Source organism: Bacteroides gallinaceum, assembly GCF_030373775.1.
GTDB lineage: Bacteria > Bacteroidota > Bacteroidia > Bacteroidales > Bacteroidaceae > Phocaeicola > Phocaeicola excrementipullorum.
In genome coordinates, this window is the sequence record NZ_JAUDEN010000026.1 from 12233 (window position 1) to 27981 (window position 15749).

The following is a 15749-nucleotide window of genomic DNA, read 5'->3' on the forward strand; positions in this document are numbered from 1 at the left end:
TGAATATGGATTGACAATGGCCGGAATTGTTGTGAAAGTAGGGCAGTTCCGGCTTTTGTATTTCATCGGGAAGCGAGCAGCCGGGCAATGGCTGCTTTGTCTTTGTTCAATTGTGCAGTCAATGCGTTGATGTCTTCAAACTTCATTTCCGGTCGTATGCGGCTCACAAATTCGATTTTCATTTCTTTGTAATAAATGTCATCGTTGAAGTCTATGAGATGTACCTCGATGCTCATGTCTTTTCCGTTGTTGAGTGTCGGACGGTAGCCGATGTTCAGCATGCCGGGGTATGTGTCATTGCCTATATATGCGTAGACAGCATATACTCCGGTTTCAGGAATCAGCTTTTCTGCGCATGAAGGCTTCAGATTGGCCGTTGGGAATCCCAGCTTGCGCCCAACTTTATATCCGTCGATGACAGTCCCGCTTATATAATAGGAATATCCTAAATATTGGTTAGCCTTTTTAACATCCCCTTTTTTCAGCAGTTCCCGTATCAGGGTAGAGCTGATGCTTTGTCCGTCCTCAGTCAATGCTTTTGCCTGTACGACTTCCATGCCAAGTTCTTTGCCGTATTTGCAATAATTCTCGAATCCTTCGCTCCGGTTGTGTCCGAAGCGATGATCATATCCGATGATCAATGTTTGCACATGATATTCTTCATGGAGCAGCCGCATGAATTCATAGGCTGTCAGTTGGGAAAGTGCTTCTGTGAATGGAAGCATCAGGCAATAGTCGGCACTTGTAAAAGACAGCAGCTCTTCTTTTTGTTTCAGGCAAGATAAAAGCTGGGGCTGATAGTCTGCATGCATAACCTGTCTTGGGTGTACAGGAAATGTAATCAGTGCCGAACATAAACCTTCTCTTTTGGCTGTTTCGGAAACCTGACGGATCAGATAGCGATGTCCTCGGTGAACTCCGTCAAAGCATCCGATCGTGGCGACGCATGGTGGAAGTTTGTGGTTGGTACTGTCTGTCAGAATCATTTTTCCGTTTGATAATTATCGGTGGTTTAGGATGCTCGGCTCAAAAGAATACTGCACGGAGGTCACCGCCCGGGATATAATGAAAAGTATGGAGGCCGGCTGAAGATGCTGCCTGGCAGTTTGCCTCAGAATCATCGATGAAGAGAGTTTCATCGGCTTTTAGTCCGGCTTCCTTGAGCGCTGCGATGAATATCTGAGGATCCGGTTTGGCCAAATGCATCCGGAAAGACAGAAATATGTGTTTAAAGTAGTCTTCCACTTTGTATCCATTGTAGTTGAAGGCTTTTGCCCCGCAGAGCCAGTGCAGTTCGTTCGTGTTGCTCAGCAGGTATAGGTTATAATGCGAACCAAGTTCCAGCAGCAGTTCTAACTTTTCAGGGGGAATAGACTTTAATTGGGTATTCCATGCTTTGTCGATGTCTTCGTCTGCTACTTCCTTCCCGATGATCCGGCGGATTTCCTGATGGAAGCCGGCGGTATCCAGCGCACCGGATTCGTATGCGCTGAATACTCCCAGCTCGTTTGTGCCCGTGAGCAGTGTCTTGACATCGGCTCCCAGCCGTTCGAAAGCTTGGATGCAACCTTCTGTGTTGAGGTCAATCAGTACGCCTCCCCAGTCAAAGATGATGTTATGAATTTGTGGATTCACGGTGTCTTCAGTTTTTTTTCAGTCGTTTGATACCTCTTGCTATTTCTCCAATCCATAAAACAAATGATGTGCCGCCTATGATATACAGCCATTCGTTCAGCGAAAGCGGTTCGGTTCGGAACACTTTTCCGCCGAAAGTGACGATGATGAACTGTCCGATCAGGATAATCAGCGCAACGCCGAGCATTCCTAAAGCATGGCTTGCATCGCGGAATATCGAGTGGCTTGTTCCGAATACACTTGCATTAAACAGATTCCAGAACTGGAGCATTACGAAGATTGTGAAGAAGATGGTCAAGTAATGAACGTCCATTTCTCCATTCGGCAGAACTCCTCCCGGCAGTGTCTTGAAGTAATAGAGAATGCCCATCAGAATGACGAGGAATCCCAGGCCGACGCCGAAAATGTTGTTCCGCATGACAGGGGTGATGATGAAGTCTGTCCGTTTGCGCGGCTTTTCGTTCATAACATCCATGCTTGGCGAGATTGATGCTAAAGCCATGGCCGCAAATGTGTCCATAATCAAGTTTACCCAAAGCATTTGAGTGACAGTCAGCGGGAGTGATGTTCCGAAGAAGGCTCCAAACAGTACGCTCAGCAAGGCTACCACATTGATGGTGAGCTGGAACACGATGAAACGTTGGATGTTCTTGTAGAGCGAACGTCCCCACATGACGGCTGTCGCGATGCTGTTGAACGAATCGTCGAGCAGGGTGATGTCGCTGGCTTCTTTGGCTACTGACGTTCCTGTTCCCATAGACAGGCCTACCTGTGCATGATTCAATGCCGGCGCATCGTTTGTCCCGTCACCGGTTACGGCAACTACGGCCCCTTTCTTCTGGAGCAGCTGAACCAGACGCTGTTTGTCCATCGGACGGGCACGGCTCATTACTTTCAAGTCGAGTACGCGCTCGAGAGCTTCTTCATCAGTCAGCGCTTCAAATTCTACTCCTGTGATTCGGTTGCGTTCGGTATCTTCCGGTTTCCACAGGCCGATCTGGCGTGCAATCTCTGTCGCTGTTCCCGGAGTGTCACCGGTAACGATCTTGATACCTATTCCGGCTGACTGGCAGCGTTTGACTGCGTCAGGAACGTCCGGACGGATAGGATCGCTGATGGCAAAAATTCCCAAGAAAGTCATTCCTCCCTGATTAACCAGTTCGGCACAGTCGTTTGACTCATTATTCCCTACATATTTATATGCAAGTCCCAATGTACGCATAGCCTTGTTTTGGTAGGCAAGCAGCTGTTCGTTGTTTTTTGCTATATCTTCTTTGCTAAGGCTGCATTTCCCCATTACGATTTCGGGCGCACCTTTTATATATAATATGCGCTTTCCCTGGATTGGGGAGTCAACTAAGGTTGCCATGTATTTGCGTTCGGTGGAGAATGTCAACTGGTTGACAACTTTTGCGTTTTCACGTAACTTCACATAGTCCTTTCCTTTTCCGTTCAGCCAAAGCAGCAAAGCTACTTCTGTGGGATTTCCTACACCTGACGGCTTTTCTCCTTCGCCTTTTTCCTCAAGGAAGGCCGTAGAGTTGGCGGCAATACCTTCGGCTATCAGGTCCGGGTTGCTTTCGTCAAGTTTGGCTTCGTATACTTGCATCAGATTTTGTGTCAGTGTGCCGGTCTTGTCTGTGCAGATGACGGTAATGGCACCCATTGTTTCGCAAGCGTGCATTTTACGCACCAGATTGTTTGTTTTCAGCATGCGGCGCATGTTCAAAGCCAGACTCAGTGTAACGCTCATCGGGAGTCCTTCGGGCACGGCTACAACAATCAGTGTAACTGCCATCATGAAATATTTCAGTACGATGCGCGCAATATCCAGCCATTGGTGCCAGTCGCTTACAACATTTGCGTTGAGGTAGGCATAGAGATCTTTTCCTGTAAATATAATAAATGTAAGGGCAGCGATCGTGAATCCTACTTTGCCGATGAGGTTGGCCAGCTTGCTCAACTGGATGTTCAGCGGAGTCTGTTCCTGGCTCTGTTCGGTTGCCTGACGAGCGACTTCTCCGATTTCTGTAGCATCGCCTACACGGTCTACCCGCATGGTTCCATGCCCGTCCGTTATTGTTGTACCGCGCATGACCGTATTGGAAGGATAAGTAGCTTCTTCATCGAAATGGGCTTTGTCGGTAGTTTTGTTTACCATCAGCTCTCCTGTCAGACTAGATTCGTTGACCTGGAGAGAAACCGCCTCTATAAGCGTTCCGTCGGCAGGCACTTCTTCTCCCGTGTTTAGGATAACGATATCTCCCACCACTACATCTTTGCGTGGTATTTCATGGACTTTCCCGTTCCGGATGACCGTTACTGGAGTTTCTTCTCCTACGGCATTCAGCAAGTCAAACTTTTTATTGGCATCATATTCAAAATAGAATCCGATTCCGGTTGCCAGGAAGATGGCAAAAAAGATGCCGATTGTTTCAGCGTATTCGTTTTCAATGATAGAAATGATCAGAGAGAAAACAGCGGCCACAAGCAGCACCCGAATGACAGGGTCCTGAAATTTTTCGAGGTAAAGTTTCCAGATAGAAGGACGTTTGGGGGGAGTCAGCAGATTCACTCCATGCTGTTCGCGGCTTTTGAGAACTTCCTGATCAGTAAGTCCCGTAAGATGCGGTTCGTTAGATTTTGATGACATATATCTGAAAATTAAACATTAGTGGCGCAAATTTACAATATATCTTGAAAGAAGAATGATTAAAATGCTTTTTTTATTATTTTTTTTGCGCAAACTATTGCAGTTTTCAGATGAAAGGCTTACTTTTGCAGCAGTTTTGAAACACATTCAAAATGTCGGACTTGTAGCTCAGTTGGTTAGAGCAACAGACTCATAATCTGGAGGTCCCAGGTTCAAGCCCTGGCTGGTCCACATTAAGAATCAAGCACTTACGAGAAATCGCAAGTGCTTTTTTCTTTATCTGCGTAGACAATGCGTAAACAAACGGTTTGAGTTGGCTTTTCCAGCTTTATTTTTAGTACAAATATACTGATTCTATTTGAAATACGGTTAGCCACTTGGTATTTTTGCGGCATTTTACTTGGTGTTTTTGTGGCTATTTATTCCGTATTTTTGCGGTGTTTCACTTGGTGCTCTTGCGGTAAACAGCTATAATTAGTCAGATAGATTAGCTATCAGTTCCATCCTCTCCTCTTCGCTTAAGCCCTTCAGCATCTCCAACAAAGCTTTCTTATCTACAACTGGGGCAGTTTCTTTAGGCTTCTCATTAAGCAAATAATAATTGTATTCCAACATCTTCGCAAGAGGATAGGCACCTATATAGTTGGAAGTGATGTCACTGCCACCACTATGCCCCATGCTGTCGCTTATATATTTATAAGGTACGACGCCTGAATTATTGAGATTGGTAGCAAAGCTATGTCTTGCCCATGTTGGTGATGGTGTTTGTTCCAATCCTATGAGTTTAGCGACTTTTGCCATGTGCTCACGTATGTATCTGTTATAACGTCGGATAACCCATATCTCCTGTTCAGGGGTGTCCAATATTTCTTTCTGACACTCTTAAAAGAAGAAATAAGATAAATTGAAAATTAGACAAGAGGAATGAGGGCTTTTTAGAAGAAAGTCCATTTTATAGGGTGATTCAGAAAAAATCTAATTTATGAAACTATCTCAAACACGATTTGATATAATCTTCTATTTCTTGGGCAGTGACAGCATACACAGGTGCAAGCTGTTCAAAGTGTGCATCTCTTGCGAAGCGGTTGCCATTGGTCAGCATGGCAAGCAGATTCTTGGATTTAAGCCGATGCCCTGAATAGGAAAGAGCTAAAGATATTAGTTCATTGATAGAAACACCAGACTTTAGGATGGAGTAAATATCATAATAGTCACGGAAGTTGCTCCTGCGCAACATGACCTCCATCTTCATAGCTCCAATGGCTTTTACATCTGCCAATCGTACATGATTCAAGTAATCCACAGGCTTATCAACAGGAGAATACTTCGGACAGGCATAAAAGGAGAATTTCACTCCAGCTACCACATACTCCACATGGTCTATGTCCAAAATGTCTTTATGTTGGATTTCGCCAACAGTGGCAAGCTCTTTCTCTATCTGGTACCATGCCACTTCCATCTTTTCAGTTTTGGAGATCCGCCATTTCATAAAGTCCAAATCTTCACTTTGGCGTGTACCTATCTGCAAGGACAAGGCAGTACCACCCACCAAAAGATAGGGCTTGATGCAGTCTAATTTAGAAACCGCTTCAAAGATTTGTCGGGTGTGTGGCGCTAAACCTTTCATGCAAGCATCTTATTTAGGTGACGGGTAGCCATAGACTTTATATAGGCATCCGGCTTCTTCGCCTTGAAATAGTACCAAGCAAAGAAGCGGTTCAATGTGTAGAGATATTCCTCTTGCGGGATAAGGTAATCCAGCCATACCTGCTTTATCTTCTTAAAAGGATAAATCAGGAAAAGCTGGTTGATTTCATCCAAGTCAAGATGCAACAAGGTCTTTTCAATCAGCATATCATCGGGAATATCCTTGATTGAATCCTCATTGTACGACCAAAAGCAATGCTCCTGCTTTAGCTTCGCCAATAGTTCTTGTTTGATTGCATCATTTGACATAACGCATGTCTATTAGAATACCACAAAATTAGTGATTATTCCTGTTGAGAACAAATAAAAAGGTGAGAATGTTGCGCATATCTTATCATCAGATTTTTTCAATCTTGGCATACTTATAAGAGCCCATTAGCAGGTTTGCAAGCGCTTGTCTTCTATGGGATGGGGTAGAGGTGCCGGCTATTCCGGCAAGATGAAGATCTTGTGCGGAGCACGCCCCTTTGTCCCCAGTTTCTTTTCCTTGACCCATTTCTGCAAATCCCTAAGTGCTTTGGATTTCAGCAGGCCGGTCATTTCGCCGTATTCGGTACGGGTGATGGACGGGTTTGACTTCAGGTATGCTTCCAGCTTCTCCCATCTTGACTCCTCGGTGGAGGTTCTGCTCTCTTGAAACCTGCATTCTTTTCTGGCTCTTTCAAGCTGGCCTGAGCATCCGTTGCTGAATGTGCGTGAAACTCTGAAGTTTACTCCAGCGAATTCGACCGACTGAGCGTTCCGTTTGGACGGATCTGTCACCATGCGTTTGGCCTCCAGACGCGCTGAGGCAAACCCGATGTTTCCGACTTGTACATGGTAGCCTTGTGAGATGTAGTGCAAGATCCATCTTTCCATCTCTGTCATTATTCCGATCACATCCCCCGTCTTGAAGCTGGAAGCTCTGGAGATCTGTTCGGCCAGTTCCTGAAACGACAACGTCCCTTTCGAAACTATTTGGGGATAGAAGCTCTTGCCGTTTTCTTGGCTTTCCGCCGTTTCGCTTTGTTCGGGGTCCTTGAAAGAAGGTTTTTTTCTGAAATCATACTGTGCAGGCATAGGCATTTGGGTTGAATTGTTTGAAAAATATTACAGTCCAGCGTGTGAACCGTATAGTCCACACAAGTGATCCGTACGGTTCGCATGTCTGAACTATATAGACCAGCACGTGAACCGTAGAATGTCTTCAGCAAATATAATGAATTTTTCGCGCGAAGTCAAGTGCTTTGCTCCCTGCCGCTGCAATTTTCTGCTTTCTCCGTTTTTGAAATCCTAACTTTTTCTTTAAATTTGTCCCTGCAAACTTGAAACCAATTATAAAGACAATAATCATGGAAAACGAAAACAAGAACCAGCTTCAGATTGAGCTGAAGGAAGAAGTTGCAAAGGGAACCTATGCAAACCTTGCTATACTGACACATTCTACATCAGAGTTCATCATTGATTTTGTGGCCATTATGCCCGGTCTGCCTAAAGCCAGCGTGCAGTCGCGAATCGTCATGACGCCCGAACATGCCAAGCGCCTTCTCTTTGCCTTGCAGGACAATGTGGCGAAATATGAAAAGACTTTCGGAACGATCCGCATGCCCGAACAGCAGCAGGGCGGCAAAACTTTTGTTCCGCCGTTGAGCGATTTCAAGGGAGAGGCTTAAAAAAGTATAAAATAATCAGCTTGAGGTCCGATTGCCGTCTTTTTTCGGCGGGTCGGACCTTTTTTATTATAAAACAGTTTGTCTATTAAAAAGTTATTTGTAATTTTGCAGCCCGAAATGCGTAGTTTCGCTTGGATTGGAAAAACAATAAACAAAATATATAACAATTAAAAATCAAACAAAATGCCTACTATTCAACAGTTAGTAAGAAAAGGAAGAAAGGTTTTGGTTGAGAAGAGTAAATCGCCGGCACTCGATTCATGTCCGCAAAGACGTGGCGTTTGCGTGCGTGTTTACACTACAACTCCGAAGAAACCGAATTCAGCAATGCGTAAAGTTGCCCGTGTGCGTCTGACAAACTCTAAGGAAGTGAACTCTTACATCCCGGGTGAAGGACACAACCTGCAGGAACACTCAATCGTATTGGTTCGCGGCGGTCGTGTGAAAGACCTTCCGGGTGTGCGCTATCACATTGTTCGCGGTACATTGGATACAGCGGGTGTGGCTGGCCGTACACAAAGACGTTCCAAATACGGCGCTAAGCGTCCGAAACCAGGACAGGCTCCGGCAGGAAAAGGCAAGAAGTAATTGTTTGCTGAGTACAATCCTAGACAAAACTTTTTATTAATCCGTTTTGGTTTGTTGGAAAAAGCTTTAAGGTTGAGTAAATGTCTCGGAGGAGATGTTGAAGTAAACATGATGCAGCCCCAAACTGAACATTATTATCAAACAAAATGAGAAAAGCAAAACCAAAGAAACGCGTGATCCTTCCGGATCCGGTTTACAGTGACGTAAGAGTTTCCAAGTTCGTTAACCATCTGATGTATGATGGAAAGAAGAACAAGTCGTATGAAATCTTTTACGGAGCGATGAAAACGATTGAGAACAAGCTTCCGGGTGAAGAAAAATCAGCATTGGAAGTGTGGAAAAAGGCTTTGGAAAACGTAACTCCGCAAATCGAAGTTAAGTCCCGCCGCATCGGTGGAGCGACTTTCCAGGTTCCTACTGAAATCCGTCCCGAACGTAAAGAGTCAATCTCCATGAAGAACTTGATTTCTTTCGCGCGCAAGCGTGGAGGCAAGTCGATGGCTGACAAGCTGGCAGCAGAAATCCTTGACGCTTACAATGAACAGGGAGGTGCTTTCAAACGTAAAGAGGATATGCACCGTATGGCCGAAGCTAACCGTGCATTCGCTCATTTCAGATTCTAATTAACACTTTAATAAGGATTTAAGATGGCTAAACATGATTTGCATTTGACCCGTAATATCGGTATCATGGCTCACATCGATGCCGGTAAGACGACAACTTCAGAACGTATTCTGTTCTACACCGGTTTGACCCACAAGATTGGTGAAGTTCACGACGGTGCGGCTACTATGGACTGGATGGAGCAGGAGCAGGAACGTGGTATCACTATCACTTCTGCAGCTACTACTACGTACTGGACTTATGCGGGCAACAAATATAAAATTAACTTGATTGACACTCCGGGACACGTTGACTTTACTGCTGAGGTTGAACGTTCTCTGCGTGTGCTTGACGGTGCGGTGGCTACTTATTGTGCTGTCGGAGGCGTTGAGCCGCAGTCGGAAACTGTATGGCGCCAGGCTGACAAGTACAATGTTCCGCGTATCGGTTATGTCAATAAGATGGACCGTTCGGGTGCCGACTTCTTTGAAGTTGTCCGCCAGATGAAGGACATTCTGGGCGCTAACCCGTGTCCGGTGGTAATTCCTATCGGTGCTGAGGAAAACTTCAAGGGTCTTGTCGATCTGATCAAGATGAAGGCGATTTATTGGCACGATGAAACCATGGGCGCTGACTATGAGGTTGATGACATCCCGGCTAACTTGATTGACGAAGCTCAGGAATGGAGGGACAAGATGCTGGAAAAGGTTGCTGAATTTGATGAAGCGCTGATGGAGAAGTATTTTGATGATCCTTCCACAATCACTGAAGAAGAAATCCTCCGTGCCTTGCGTGCCGGAACCTTGAAGATGGAAATCGTGCCGATGCTGTGCGGTTCTTCATTCAAGAACAAGGGTGTGCAGACTTTGCTTGACTATGTGTGCGCATTCCTGCCGTCTCCGCTGGACACTCCGAACATTGTAGGTACCAACCCGGCTACCGGTGCTGAAGAAGACCGCAAGCCGGATGAAAACGAAAAGACTTCGGCTTTGGCATTCAAGATTGCCACTGACCCGTATGTAGGACGTCTGACTTTCTTCCGTGTTTACTCAGGTAAGGTTGAAGCAGGTTCTTATATCTACAACTCTCGTTCGGGCAAGAAGGAACGTGTTTCCCGTCTGTTCCAGATGCACTCTAACAAGCAGAATCCGGTTGACGTGATCAGCGCAGGTGATATCGGTGCAGGTGTAGGTTTCAAGGATATCCGTACGGGTGATACGCTGTGCGACGAAACAGCTCCGATTGTACTGGAGTCTATGGACTTCCCGGAACCGGTTATCGGTATCGCAGTAGAGCCGAAGACTCAGAAAGACTTGGACAAGCTGTCTAACGGTTTGGCTAAGCTGGCTGAAGAAGACCCGACATTTACTGTACGTACAGACGAGCAGACCGGCCAGACTATCATCTCTGGTATGGGCGAGCTTCACCTGGATATCATTATCGACCGTCTGAAACGCGAGTTCAAGGTTGAATGTAACCAAGGCCGTCCGCAGGTTAACTATAAGGAAGCCATCACCAAGACAGTTGAACTTCGTGAGGTTTACAAGAAGCAGTCGGGTGGTCGCGGTAAGTTTGCCGACATCATTGTATCGGTAGGCCCGGTTGACGAAGACTGGAAGCAGGGCGGTCTGCAGTTCGTTGATGAAGTGAAGGGCGGTAACGTGCCTAAGGAATTCATTCCTTCTGTACAGAAAGGATTCCAGACAGCCATGAAGAACGGTGTGTTGGCCGGCTTCCCGCTTGATTCGCTGAAAGTCGTTCTGAAAGACGGTTCGTTCCACCCGGTTGACTCTGACCAGCTCTCGTTCGAAATCTGTGCCATCCAGGCCTACAAGAACGCTTGTGTTAAGGCAGGTCCGGTGCTGATGGAGCCGATCATGAAGCTGGAAGTTGTAACTCCGGAAGAAAACATGGGTGACGTGATCGGTGACTTGAACAAGCGCCGCGGTCAGGTTGAAGGTATGGAAACCAGCCGTTCGGGTGCCCGCATCGTGAAGGCTATGGTTCCGCTGGCAGAAATGTTCGGATACGTGACGGCGTTGCGTACCATCACTTCAGGCCGTGCAACCTCTTCAATGACTTACGATCATCATGCGCAGGTTTCTTCTTCAATTGCCAAGGCAGTGCTCGAGGAAGTTAAGGGACGTGCGGATCTGGTGTAATATCTGAAAAATAAATTGAAGCTGATGAGGGTTAGCGAATGACTCTTAACCCTCAAGCTTCATTTTCTTGTTATATTAATTTTAAATGTTGGAAAACAAATGAGTCAAAAAATCAGAATCAAATTGAAATCTTACGATCACAATCTGGTTGACAAGTCAGCAGAAAAGATCGTAAAGACAGTAAAGGCTACGGGTGCTATCGTAAGCGGTCCGATTCCATTGCCTACACACAAGCGTATCTTTACAGTTAACCGTTCAACTTTCGTGAACAAGAAATCTCGCGAACAGTTTGAGCTGAGCTCTTACAAACGTCTGATTGACATTTATAGCTCAACGGCAAAAACGGTAGACGCTTTGATGAAGCTGGAATTGCCGAGCGGAGTAGAAGTAGAAATTAAAGTTTAATGTATTAAAAATTAACTGAAATGCCAGGATTATTAGGAAAGAAAATCGGAATGACATCCGTTTTCAGTGCTGATGGTAAAAATGTACCATGCACTGTTATCGAAGCTGGTCCTTGTGTGGTTACTCAGATTAAAAATGTAGAAAAAGATGGCTATGCAGCTGTTCAGTTGGGCTTCCAGGACAAGAAGGATAAGCACACAACCAAGCCGCTGATGGGTCACTTTAAGAAAGCCGGAGTAACGCCCAAGAGACACTTGGCCGAGTTCAAAGATTTCTCAGAAGAATTGAATTTGGGTGACACAATTACCGTAGAACTGTTCAACGACTCAGCTTATGTTGACGTTATCGGTACTTCTAAAGGTAAAGGTTTCCAGGGTGTTGTAAAACGCCACGGATTTGGTGGTGTAGGTCAGAGCACACACGGTCAGCACAACCGCGCCCGTAAGCCGGGTTCTATCGGTGCTTGTTCGTATCCTGCAAAAGTATTTAAGGGAATGCGCATGGCCGGCCGTATGGGTGGTGACAGAGTGACTACTCACAACTTGCAAGTATTAAAAGTTATACCCGAGCACAACCTGCTGTTGATCAAGGGTTCAGTTCCGGGTTACAAAGGTTCAATCGTAATAATTGAGAAATAATGGAAGTTAATGTATTAAATATTAAGGGTGAGGATACCGGAAGAAAGGCTGTCTTGAATGATACTGTTTTCGGGATTACACCGAATGATCACGCTATCTATCTGGACGTGAAGCAGTACTTGGCTAACCAGCGTCAGGGTACTCACAAGTCAAAAGAAAGAAGCGAAGTCAGTGGTTCTACCAGAAAGTTGGGTCGTCAGAAAGGTGGAGGCGGTGCTCGCCGCGGTGATATCAATTCTCCGCTTTTGGTAGGTGGCGGACGCGTGTTCGGTCCGAAGCCTCGTGACTATTCTTTCAAGCTGAACAAGAAGCTGAAAGTTCTTGCTCGCAAGTCAGCTCTGTCATATAAGGCACAGAACAACAGCATTATAGTTGTAGAAGACTTCTCTTTTGAAGCTCCTAAGACTAAAGAATTTATAAATGTTGTGAATAATCTGAAAGTGACTGGCAAGAAACTTCTTATGGTTTTGCCGGAAGCGAATAAAAACGTATATTTGTCCGCTCGTAACTTAGAGCGTACTAATATGGCAATTGCTTCTGCGCTGAATACATACACTGTATTGAACGCGGAAACTATTGTTGTGACTGAGAATGCGTTGAAAGCTATCGAGGAAACGTTGGTTAAATAATAAAAGAGGCTGAAGAATTATGAGAATAATCATTAAACCGCTAGTTACAGAAAAGATGACGCGCCTTACTGACAAGCTGAATCATTTCGGCTTTGTGGTGCGTCCGGACGCTAACAAGCTTGAGATCAAGCGTGAAATCGAGGCTTTATATAACGTGACAGTTGTGTCTGTAAATACAATGCGCTATATGGGCAAGAACAAGACACGCTATACCAAATCCGGCCTTATCAAGGGCCGCGCAAACGCTTACAAGAAAGCGATTGTAACCTTGAAGGAAGGCGACACTATTGATTTTTACAGCAATATTTAAATAGAAGATGGCAGTACGTAAATTTAAGCCCACAACACCGGGGCAAAGACACAAGATTATTGGTACTTTTGAAGAGATTACTGCATCGGTACCAGAAAAATCTCTTGTACGCGGGATGCGTTCTACAGGTGGTCGTAACAACGACGGAAAGATGACAATGCGCTATATCGGCGGCGGTCACAAGAGAAAATATCGTTTGATTGACTTCAAGAGAAACAAAGACGGTGTTCCAGCAGTCGTGAAGACAATTGAATACGATCCGAACCGTTCGGCTCGTATCGCTTTGCTGTTTTATGCTGATGGTGAAAAGAGATACATCATTGCTCCTAATGGATTGCAAGTCGGCACTACTTTGATGTCAGGACCGGACGCAGCGCCTGAGATTGGTAATACGCTTCCGCTCGAAAACATCCCGGTGGGTACGGTGATTCATAACATTGAGTTGCACCCCGGTCAAGGAGCTGTGCTTGTAAGATCGGCTGGTAATTTTGCTCAGTTGACTTCTCGCGAAGGCAAGTATTGCGTTATCAAATTGCCTTCAGGTGAGTTGAGAAAGATTTTATGTACTTGTAGAGCTACTGTCGGTAGCGTCGGGAATTCAGACCATGCGCTGGAGTCTTCGGGTAAGGCCGGACGTTCACGCTGGCTGGGACGTCGCCCGCACAACCGTGGTGTGGTAATGAACCCTGTTGATCACCCGATGGGTGGTGGTGAAGGTCGTCAGTCCGGAGGTCATCCGAGATCTCGTAAGGGATTGTATGCTAAGGGCTTGAAGACTAGATCACCGAAGAAGCAGTCGTCTAAGTATATAATCGAGAGAAGAAAGTAAAAACAACTGATTAATTGAGTAATTTATGAGTCGTTCATTAAAAAAAGGTCCGTATATTGACGTAAAACTGGAAAAGAAAGTGCTTGCGATGAATGAAAGCGGCAAGAAGTCAGTTGTTAAGACATGGGCCAGAGCTTCAATGATTTCGCCTGATTTTGTCGGGCATACAATTGCAGTTCATAACGGTAACAAATTTATTCCTGTTTATGTTACTGAAAACATGGTTGGACACAAGTTGGGAGAGTTCGCTCCGACACGTACATTCCGTGGTCATGCAGGTAACAAGAAAAAATAATGACAGGATTGCTTGTTGAAACAAAAAAGTAATAAAAATAATGGGAGCAAGAAAAAGAATATCGGCTGAAAAAATTAAGGAAGCCCGTAAAACCATGTATTTTGCAAAATTGCGGAATGTGCCTACTTCTCCTCGGAAAATGCGCCTTGTGGCTGACATGATTCGTGGTATGGAGGTGAACAGAGCGCTGGGTGTGCTGAAGTTCTCTACAAAAGAGGCTTCTATCAGACTTGAAAAGCTGTTGCGCTCTGCAATCGCAAACTGGGAACAGAAAAACGAACGTAAGGCCGAAGACGGCGAATTGTTTGTGACTACGATTTTTGTTGACGAAGGAGTGACTCTGAAAAGAATGAGACCGGCTCCGCAGGGTAGAGGTTACAGAATTCGCAAACGTTCTAATCACGTGACTTTGTTCGTGGGATCAAAGAATACTAATGATAAAAATTGAGATCTAGATGGGACAGAAAGTTAATCCGATAAGCAACCGTTTAGGAATTATCAGAGGATGGGATTCTAATTGGTACGGTGGCAAGAACTATGGTGATGCTTTGTTGGAAGACAGCAAAATCCGTAAATACCTGAATGCCAGACTTGCAAAAGCCAGCGTTTCAAGAATTGTAATAGAACGTACTCTCAAGCTTGTGACTATCACAGTTTGCACTGCTCGTCCGGGTCTTATCATTGGTAAAGGTGGTCAGGAAGTTGATAAGTTGAAAGAGGAGTTGAAGAAGATTACCGACAAGGATATCCAGATCAATATCTTCGAAGTGAAGAAACCTGAACTTGACGCTGTGATCGTAGCTAACAACATCGCCCGCCAGGTTGAAGGCAAAATCGCTTACCGCCGTGCCATCAAGATGGCTATCGCTAACACGATGCGTATGGGTGCCGAAGGTATCAAGGTTTTGATTTCCGGTCGTTTGAACGGCGCTGAAATGGCTCGTTCTGAAATGTATAAGGAAGGACGCACGCCGTTGCATACTTTCCGTGCAGACATCGATTATTGTCACGCTGAAGCCTTGACAAAAGTTGGTCTGCTGGGTATCAAGGTATGGATTTGCCGCGGTGAGGTTTATGGCAAGCGTGAGCTTGCGCCGAACTTCGTTCAGACAAAAGAGAACAACGGACGTGGCGGCAACAACAATGGTGGAAAGAATTTCCGCAGAAAGAAAAACAACAATCGCTAACGAATTTGAATTTTAGGAATTATGTTACAACCGAAAAAGACAAAATTCAGAAGACAGCAGAAAGGCAGCGCAAAGGGTATCGCCCAGAGAGGCCATCAGTTGGCTTTCGGAAGCTTTGGTATCAAGTCTTTGGAAACAAGATGGATTACCGGTCGTCAGATTGAAGCTGCCCGTATTGCTGTGACAAGATATATGCAACGTCAAGGTCAGATTTGGATTCGCATCTTCCCTGACAAGCCTATTACTCGCAAGCCTGCAGATGTGCGTATGGGTAAAGGAAAAGGTAACCCCGAAGGATTTGTGGCTCCTGTTACTCCTGGACGCATTCTCATTGAGGTGGAAGGTGTTTCCTTTGATGTGGCGAAAGAAGCTTTGCGTCTTGCCGCTCAGAAACTTCCAGTTACTACTAAGTTTATTGTAAGACGTGATTACGACGCAAGTCAAAATGTTTAATGA

At 45.4% G+C, this 15749-nt stretch carries 19 protein-coding genes, 1 tRNA gene and 1 pseudogene; 14 read left to right on the forward strand and 7 right to left on the reverse strand.

Annotation, left to right across the window (positions count from 1 at the left end):
* Positions 1 to 62: 62 nt before the first annotated feature.
* Genes QUW60_RS12340 through QUW60_RS12350 form a run of 3 tightly spaced genes read right to left on the reverse strand, consistent with a single transcriptional unit; the run spans position 63 to position 4288 of the window.
* A complete protein-coding gene (locus QUW60_RS12340) occupies positions 63 to 986 on the reverse strand; it encodes a bifunctional riboflavin kinase/FAD synthetase (protein ID WP_258339071.1) in 924 nt (307 codons plus the stop codon).
* Positions 987 to 1026: 40 nt separating this feature from the next.
* The gene (locus QUW60_RS12345; protein ID WP_258339070.1) at positions 1027 to 1635 is read right to left on the reverse strand and encodes an HAD family hydrolase; all 609 of its coding nucleotides are present in this window, start codon (positions 1633 to 1635) and stop codon (positions 1027 to 1029) included.
* A 7-nt stretch (positions 1636 to 1642) separates the two neighbouring features.
* Complete coding sequence (locus tag QUW60_RS12350; RefSeq protein ID WP_289560850.1) at positions 1643 to 4288, reverse strand: calcium-translocating P-type ATPase, PMCA-type; 2646 nt, start codon at positions 4286 to 4288, stop codon at positions 1643 to 1645.
* Positions 4289 to 4445: 157 nt separating this feature from the next.
* Here QUW60_RS12350 and QUW60_RS12355 point away from each other — a divergent pair.
* Positions 4446 to 4519, forward strand: a tRNA-Ile gene (locus QUW60_RS12355).
* Positions 4520 to 4762: 243 nt separating this feature from the next.
* Here the strand turns inward: QUW60_RS12355 and QUW60_RS12360 are convergent.
* The 4 genes and pseudogenes from QUW60_RS12360 to QUW60_RS12375 form a co-directional block, all read right to left on the reverse strand.
* Positions 4763 to 5146, reverse strand: a pseudogene (locus QUW60_RS12360) (tyrosine-type recombinase/integrase); the annotation flags it as partial.
* Between the two features lie 130 nt (positions 5147 to 5276).
* Positions 5277 to 5915, reverse strand: coding sequence for a nucleotidyl transferase AbiEii/AbiGii toxin family protein (locus QUW60_RS12365; protein WP_289560852.1), 639 nt, complete (start codon positions 5913 to 5915; stop codon positions 5277 to 5279).
* On the reverse strand, positions 5912 to 6244 hold the full coding sequence (locus QUW60_RS12370; protein ID WP_258339155.1) for a hypothetical protein: 333 nt from the start codon (positions 6242 to 6244) through the stop codon (positions 5912 to 5914). Before QUW60_RS12370 ends, QUW60_RS12365 begins: the two co-directional genes overlap by 4 nt.
* 177 nt (positions 6245 to 6421) lie before the next feature.
* Positions 6422 to 7054, reverse strand: a complete 633-nt coding sequence (locus QUW60_RS12375; RefSeq protein WP_289560854.1) for an HU family DNA-binding protein — start codon at positions 7052 to 7054, stop codon at positions 6422 to 6424.
* Positions 7055 to 7326: 272 nt separating this feature from the next.
* Between QUW60_RS12375 and QUW60_RS12380 the strand changes: the two genes are divergently transcribed.
* From QUW60_RS12380 to rplP, 13 genes are all read left to right on the forward strand, one after another.
* Positions 7327 to 7647: a DUF3467 domain-containing protein gene (locus QUW60_RS12380; RefSeq protein ID WP_258339153.1), complete on the forward strand. Its 321-nt coding sequence runs from the start codon at positions 7327 to 7329 to the stop codon at positions 7645 to 7647.
* 183 nt (positions 7648 to 7830) lie between these two features.
* Positions 7831 to 8235, forward strand: coding sequence for a 30S ribosomal protein S12 (gene rpsL, locus QUW60_RS12385; RefSeq protein WP_258339152.1), 405 nt, complete (start codon positions 7831 to 7833; stop codon positions 8233 to 8235).
* Positions 8236 to 8381: 146 nt separating this feature from the next.
* The gene (gene rpsG, locus QUW60_RS12390; protein ID WP_258339151.1) at positions 8382 to 8858 is read left to right on the forward strand and encodes a 30S ribosomal protein S7; all 477 of its coding nucleotides are present in this window, start codon (positions 8382 to 8384) and stop codon (positions 8856 to 8858) included.
* Positions 8859 to 8882: 24 nt separating this feature from the next.
* Positions 8883 to 11000 (forward strand): elongation factor G, encoded by a 2118-nt coding sequence (fusA, locus tag QUW60_RS12395; RefSeq protein ID WP_258339150.1) that lies wholly within the window; start codon positions 8883 to 8885, stop codon positions 10998 to 11000.
* Between the two features lie 99 nt (positions 11001 to 11099).
* A complete protein-coding gene (rpsJ, locus tag QUW60_RS12400; RefSeq protein WP_005941888.1) occupies positions 11100 to 11405 on the forward strand; it encodes a 30S ribosomal protein S10 in 306 nt (101 codons plus the stop codon).
* A gap of 20 nt (positions 11406 to 11425) precedes the next feature.
* Positions 11426 to 12043: a 50S ribosomal protein L3 gene (gene rplC / locus QUW60_RS12405; RefSeq protein WP_258339149.1), complete on the forward strand. Its 618-nt coding sequence runs from the start codon at positions 11426 to 11428 to the stop codon at positions 12041 to 12043.
* On the forward strand, positions 12043 to 12672 hold the full coding sequence (gene rplD, locus QUW60_RS12410) for a 50S ribosomal protein L4 (protein ID WP_289560856.1): 630 nt from the start codon (positions 12043 to 12045) through the stop codon (positions 12670 to 12672). Before rplC ends, rplD begins: the two co-directional genes overlap by 1 nt.
* 19 nt (positions 12673 to 12691) lie before the next feature.
* Positions 12692 to 12982: a 50S ribosomal protein L23 gene (gene rplW / locus QUW60_RS12415; protein ID WP_258339147.1), complete on the forward strand. Its 291-nt coding sequence runs from the start codon at positions 12692 to 12694 to the stop codon at positions 12980 to 12982.
* 7 nt (positions 12983 to 12989) lie between these two features.
* On the forward strand, positions 12990 to 13811 hold the full coding sequence (rplB, locus tag QUW60_RS12420) for a 50S ribosomal protein L2 (RefSeq protein ID WP_258339146.1): 822 nt from the start codon (positions 12990 to 12992) through the stop codon (positions 13809 to 13811).
* A 25-nt stretch (positions 13812 to 13836) separates the two neighbouring features.
* Positions 13837 to 14106 carry a 30S ribosomal protein S19 gene (gene rpsS / locus QUW60_RS12425; RefSeq protein WP_258339145.1) on the forward strand — a complete coding sequence of 90 codons (270 nt, stop codon included), beginning with the start codon at positions 13837 to 13839 and terminating at the stop codon, positions 14104 to 14106.
* Between the two features lie 40 nt (positions 14107 to 14146).
* Positions 14147 to 14554 carry a 50S ribosomal protein L22 gene (gene rplV, locus QUW60_RS12430; RefSeq protein WP_258339144.1) on the forward strand — a complete coding sequence of 136 codons (408 nt, stop codon included), beginning with the start codon at positions 14147 to 14149 and terminating at the stop codon, positions 14552 to 14554.
* Positions 14555 to 14561: 7 nt separating this feature from the next.
* Positions 14562 to 15293 carry a 30S ribosomal protein S3 gene (gene rpsC / locus QUW60_RS12435; protein WP_289560859.1) on the forward strand — a complete coding sequence of 244 codons (732 nt, stop codon included), beginning with the start codon at positions 14562 to 14564 and terminating at the stop codon, positions 15291 to 15293.
* A 21-nt stretch (positions 15294 to 15314) separates the two neighbouring features.
* Positions 15315 to 15746, forward strand: coding sequence for a 50S ribosomal protein L16 (rplP, locus tag QUW60_RS12440; RefSeq protein ID WP_258339142.1), 432 nt, complete (start codon positions 15315 to 15317; stop codon positions 15744 to 15746).
* The last annotated feature ends 3 nt before the right edge of the window (positions 15747 to 15749 follow it).

Excerpts from the sequence above, each read along its gene's own strand:
- QUW60_RS12340 (WP_258339071.1), bottom strand. The coding sequence starts at position 986 with ATGATTCTGACAGACAGTACCAACCACAAACTTCCACCATGCGTCGCC.
- QUW60_RS12350 (WP_289560850.1), bottom strand. The coding sequence starts at position 4,288 with ATGTCATCAAAATCTAACGAACCGCATCTTACGGGACTTACTGATCAG.
- QUW60_RS12365 (WP_289560852.1), bottom strand. The coding sequence starts at position 5,915 with ATGAAAGGTTTAGCGCCACACACCCGACAAATCTTTGAAGCGGTTTCT.
- QUW60_RS12370 (WP_258339155.1), bottom strand. The coding sequence starts at position 6,244 with ATGTCAAATGATGCAATCAAACAAGAACTATTGGCGAAGCTAAAGCAG.
- QUW60_RS12375 (WP_289560854.1), bottom strand. The coding sequence starts at position 7,054 with ATGCCTGCACAGTATGATTTCAGAAAAAAACCTTCTTTCAAGGACCCC.
- QUW60_RS12380 (WP_258339153.1), top strand. The coding sequence starts at position 7,327 with ATGGAAAACGAAAACAAGAACCAGCTTCAGATTGAGCTGAAGGAAGAA.
- rpsL (WP_258339152.1), top strand. The coding sequence starts at position 7,831 with ATGCCTACTATTCAACAGTTAGTAAGAAAAGGAAGAAAGGTTTTGGTT.
- rpsG (WP_258339151.1), top strand. The coding sequence starts at position 8,382 with ATGAGAAAAGCAAAACCAAAGAAACGCGTGATCCTTCCGGATCCGGTT.
- fusA (WP_258339150.1), top strand. The coding sequence starts at position 8,883 with ATGGCTAAACATGATTTGCATTTGACCCGTAATATCGGTATCATGGCT.
- rpsJ (WP_005941888.1), top strand. The coding sequence starts at position 11,100 with ATGAGTCAAAAAATCAGAATCAAATTGAAATCTTACGATCACAATCTG.
- rplC (WP_258339149.1), top strand. The coding sequence starts at position 11,426 with ATGCCAGGATTATTAGGAAAGAAAATCGGAATGACATCCGTTTTCAGT.
- rplD (WP_289560856.1), top strand. The coding sequence starts at position 12,043 with ATGGAAGTTAATGTATTAAATATTAAGGGTGAGGATACCGGAAGAAAG.
- rplW (WP_258339147.1), top strand. The coding sequence starts at position 12,692 with ATGAGAATAATCATTAAACCGCTAGTTACAGAAAAGATGACGCGCCTT.
- rplB (WP_258339146.1), top strand. The coding sequence starts at position 12,990 with ATGGCAGTACGTAAATTTAAGCCCACAACACCGGGGCAAAGACACAAG.
- rpsS (WP_258339145.1), top strand. The coding sequence starts at position 13,837 with ATGAGTCGTTCATTAAAAAAAGGTCCGTATATTGACGTAAAACTGGAA.
- rplV (WP_258339144.1), top strand. The coding sequence starts at position 14,147 with ATGGGAGCAAGAAAAAGAATATCGGCTGAAAAAATTAAGGAAGCCCGT.
- rpsC (WP_289560859.1), top strand. The coding sequence starts at position 14,562 with ATGGGACAGAAAGTTAATCCGATAAGCAACCGTTTAGGAATTATCAGA.
- rplP (WP_258339142.1), top strand. The coding sequence starts at position 15,315 with ATGTTACAACCGAAAAAGACAAAATTCAGAAGACAGCAGAAAGGCAGC.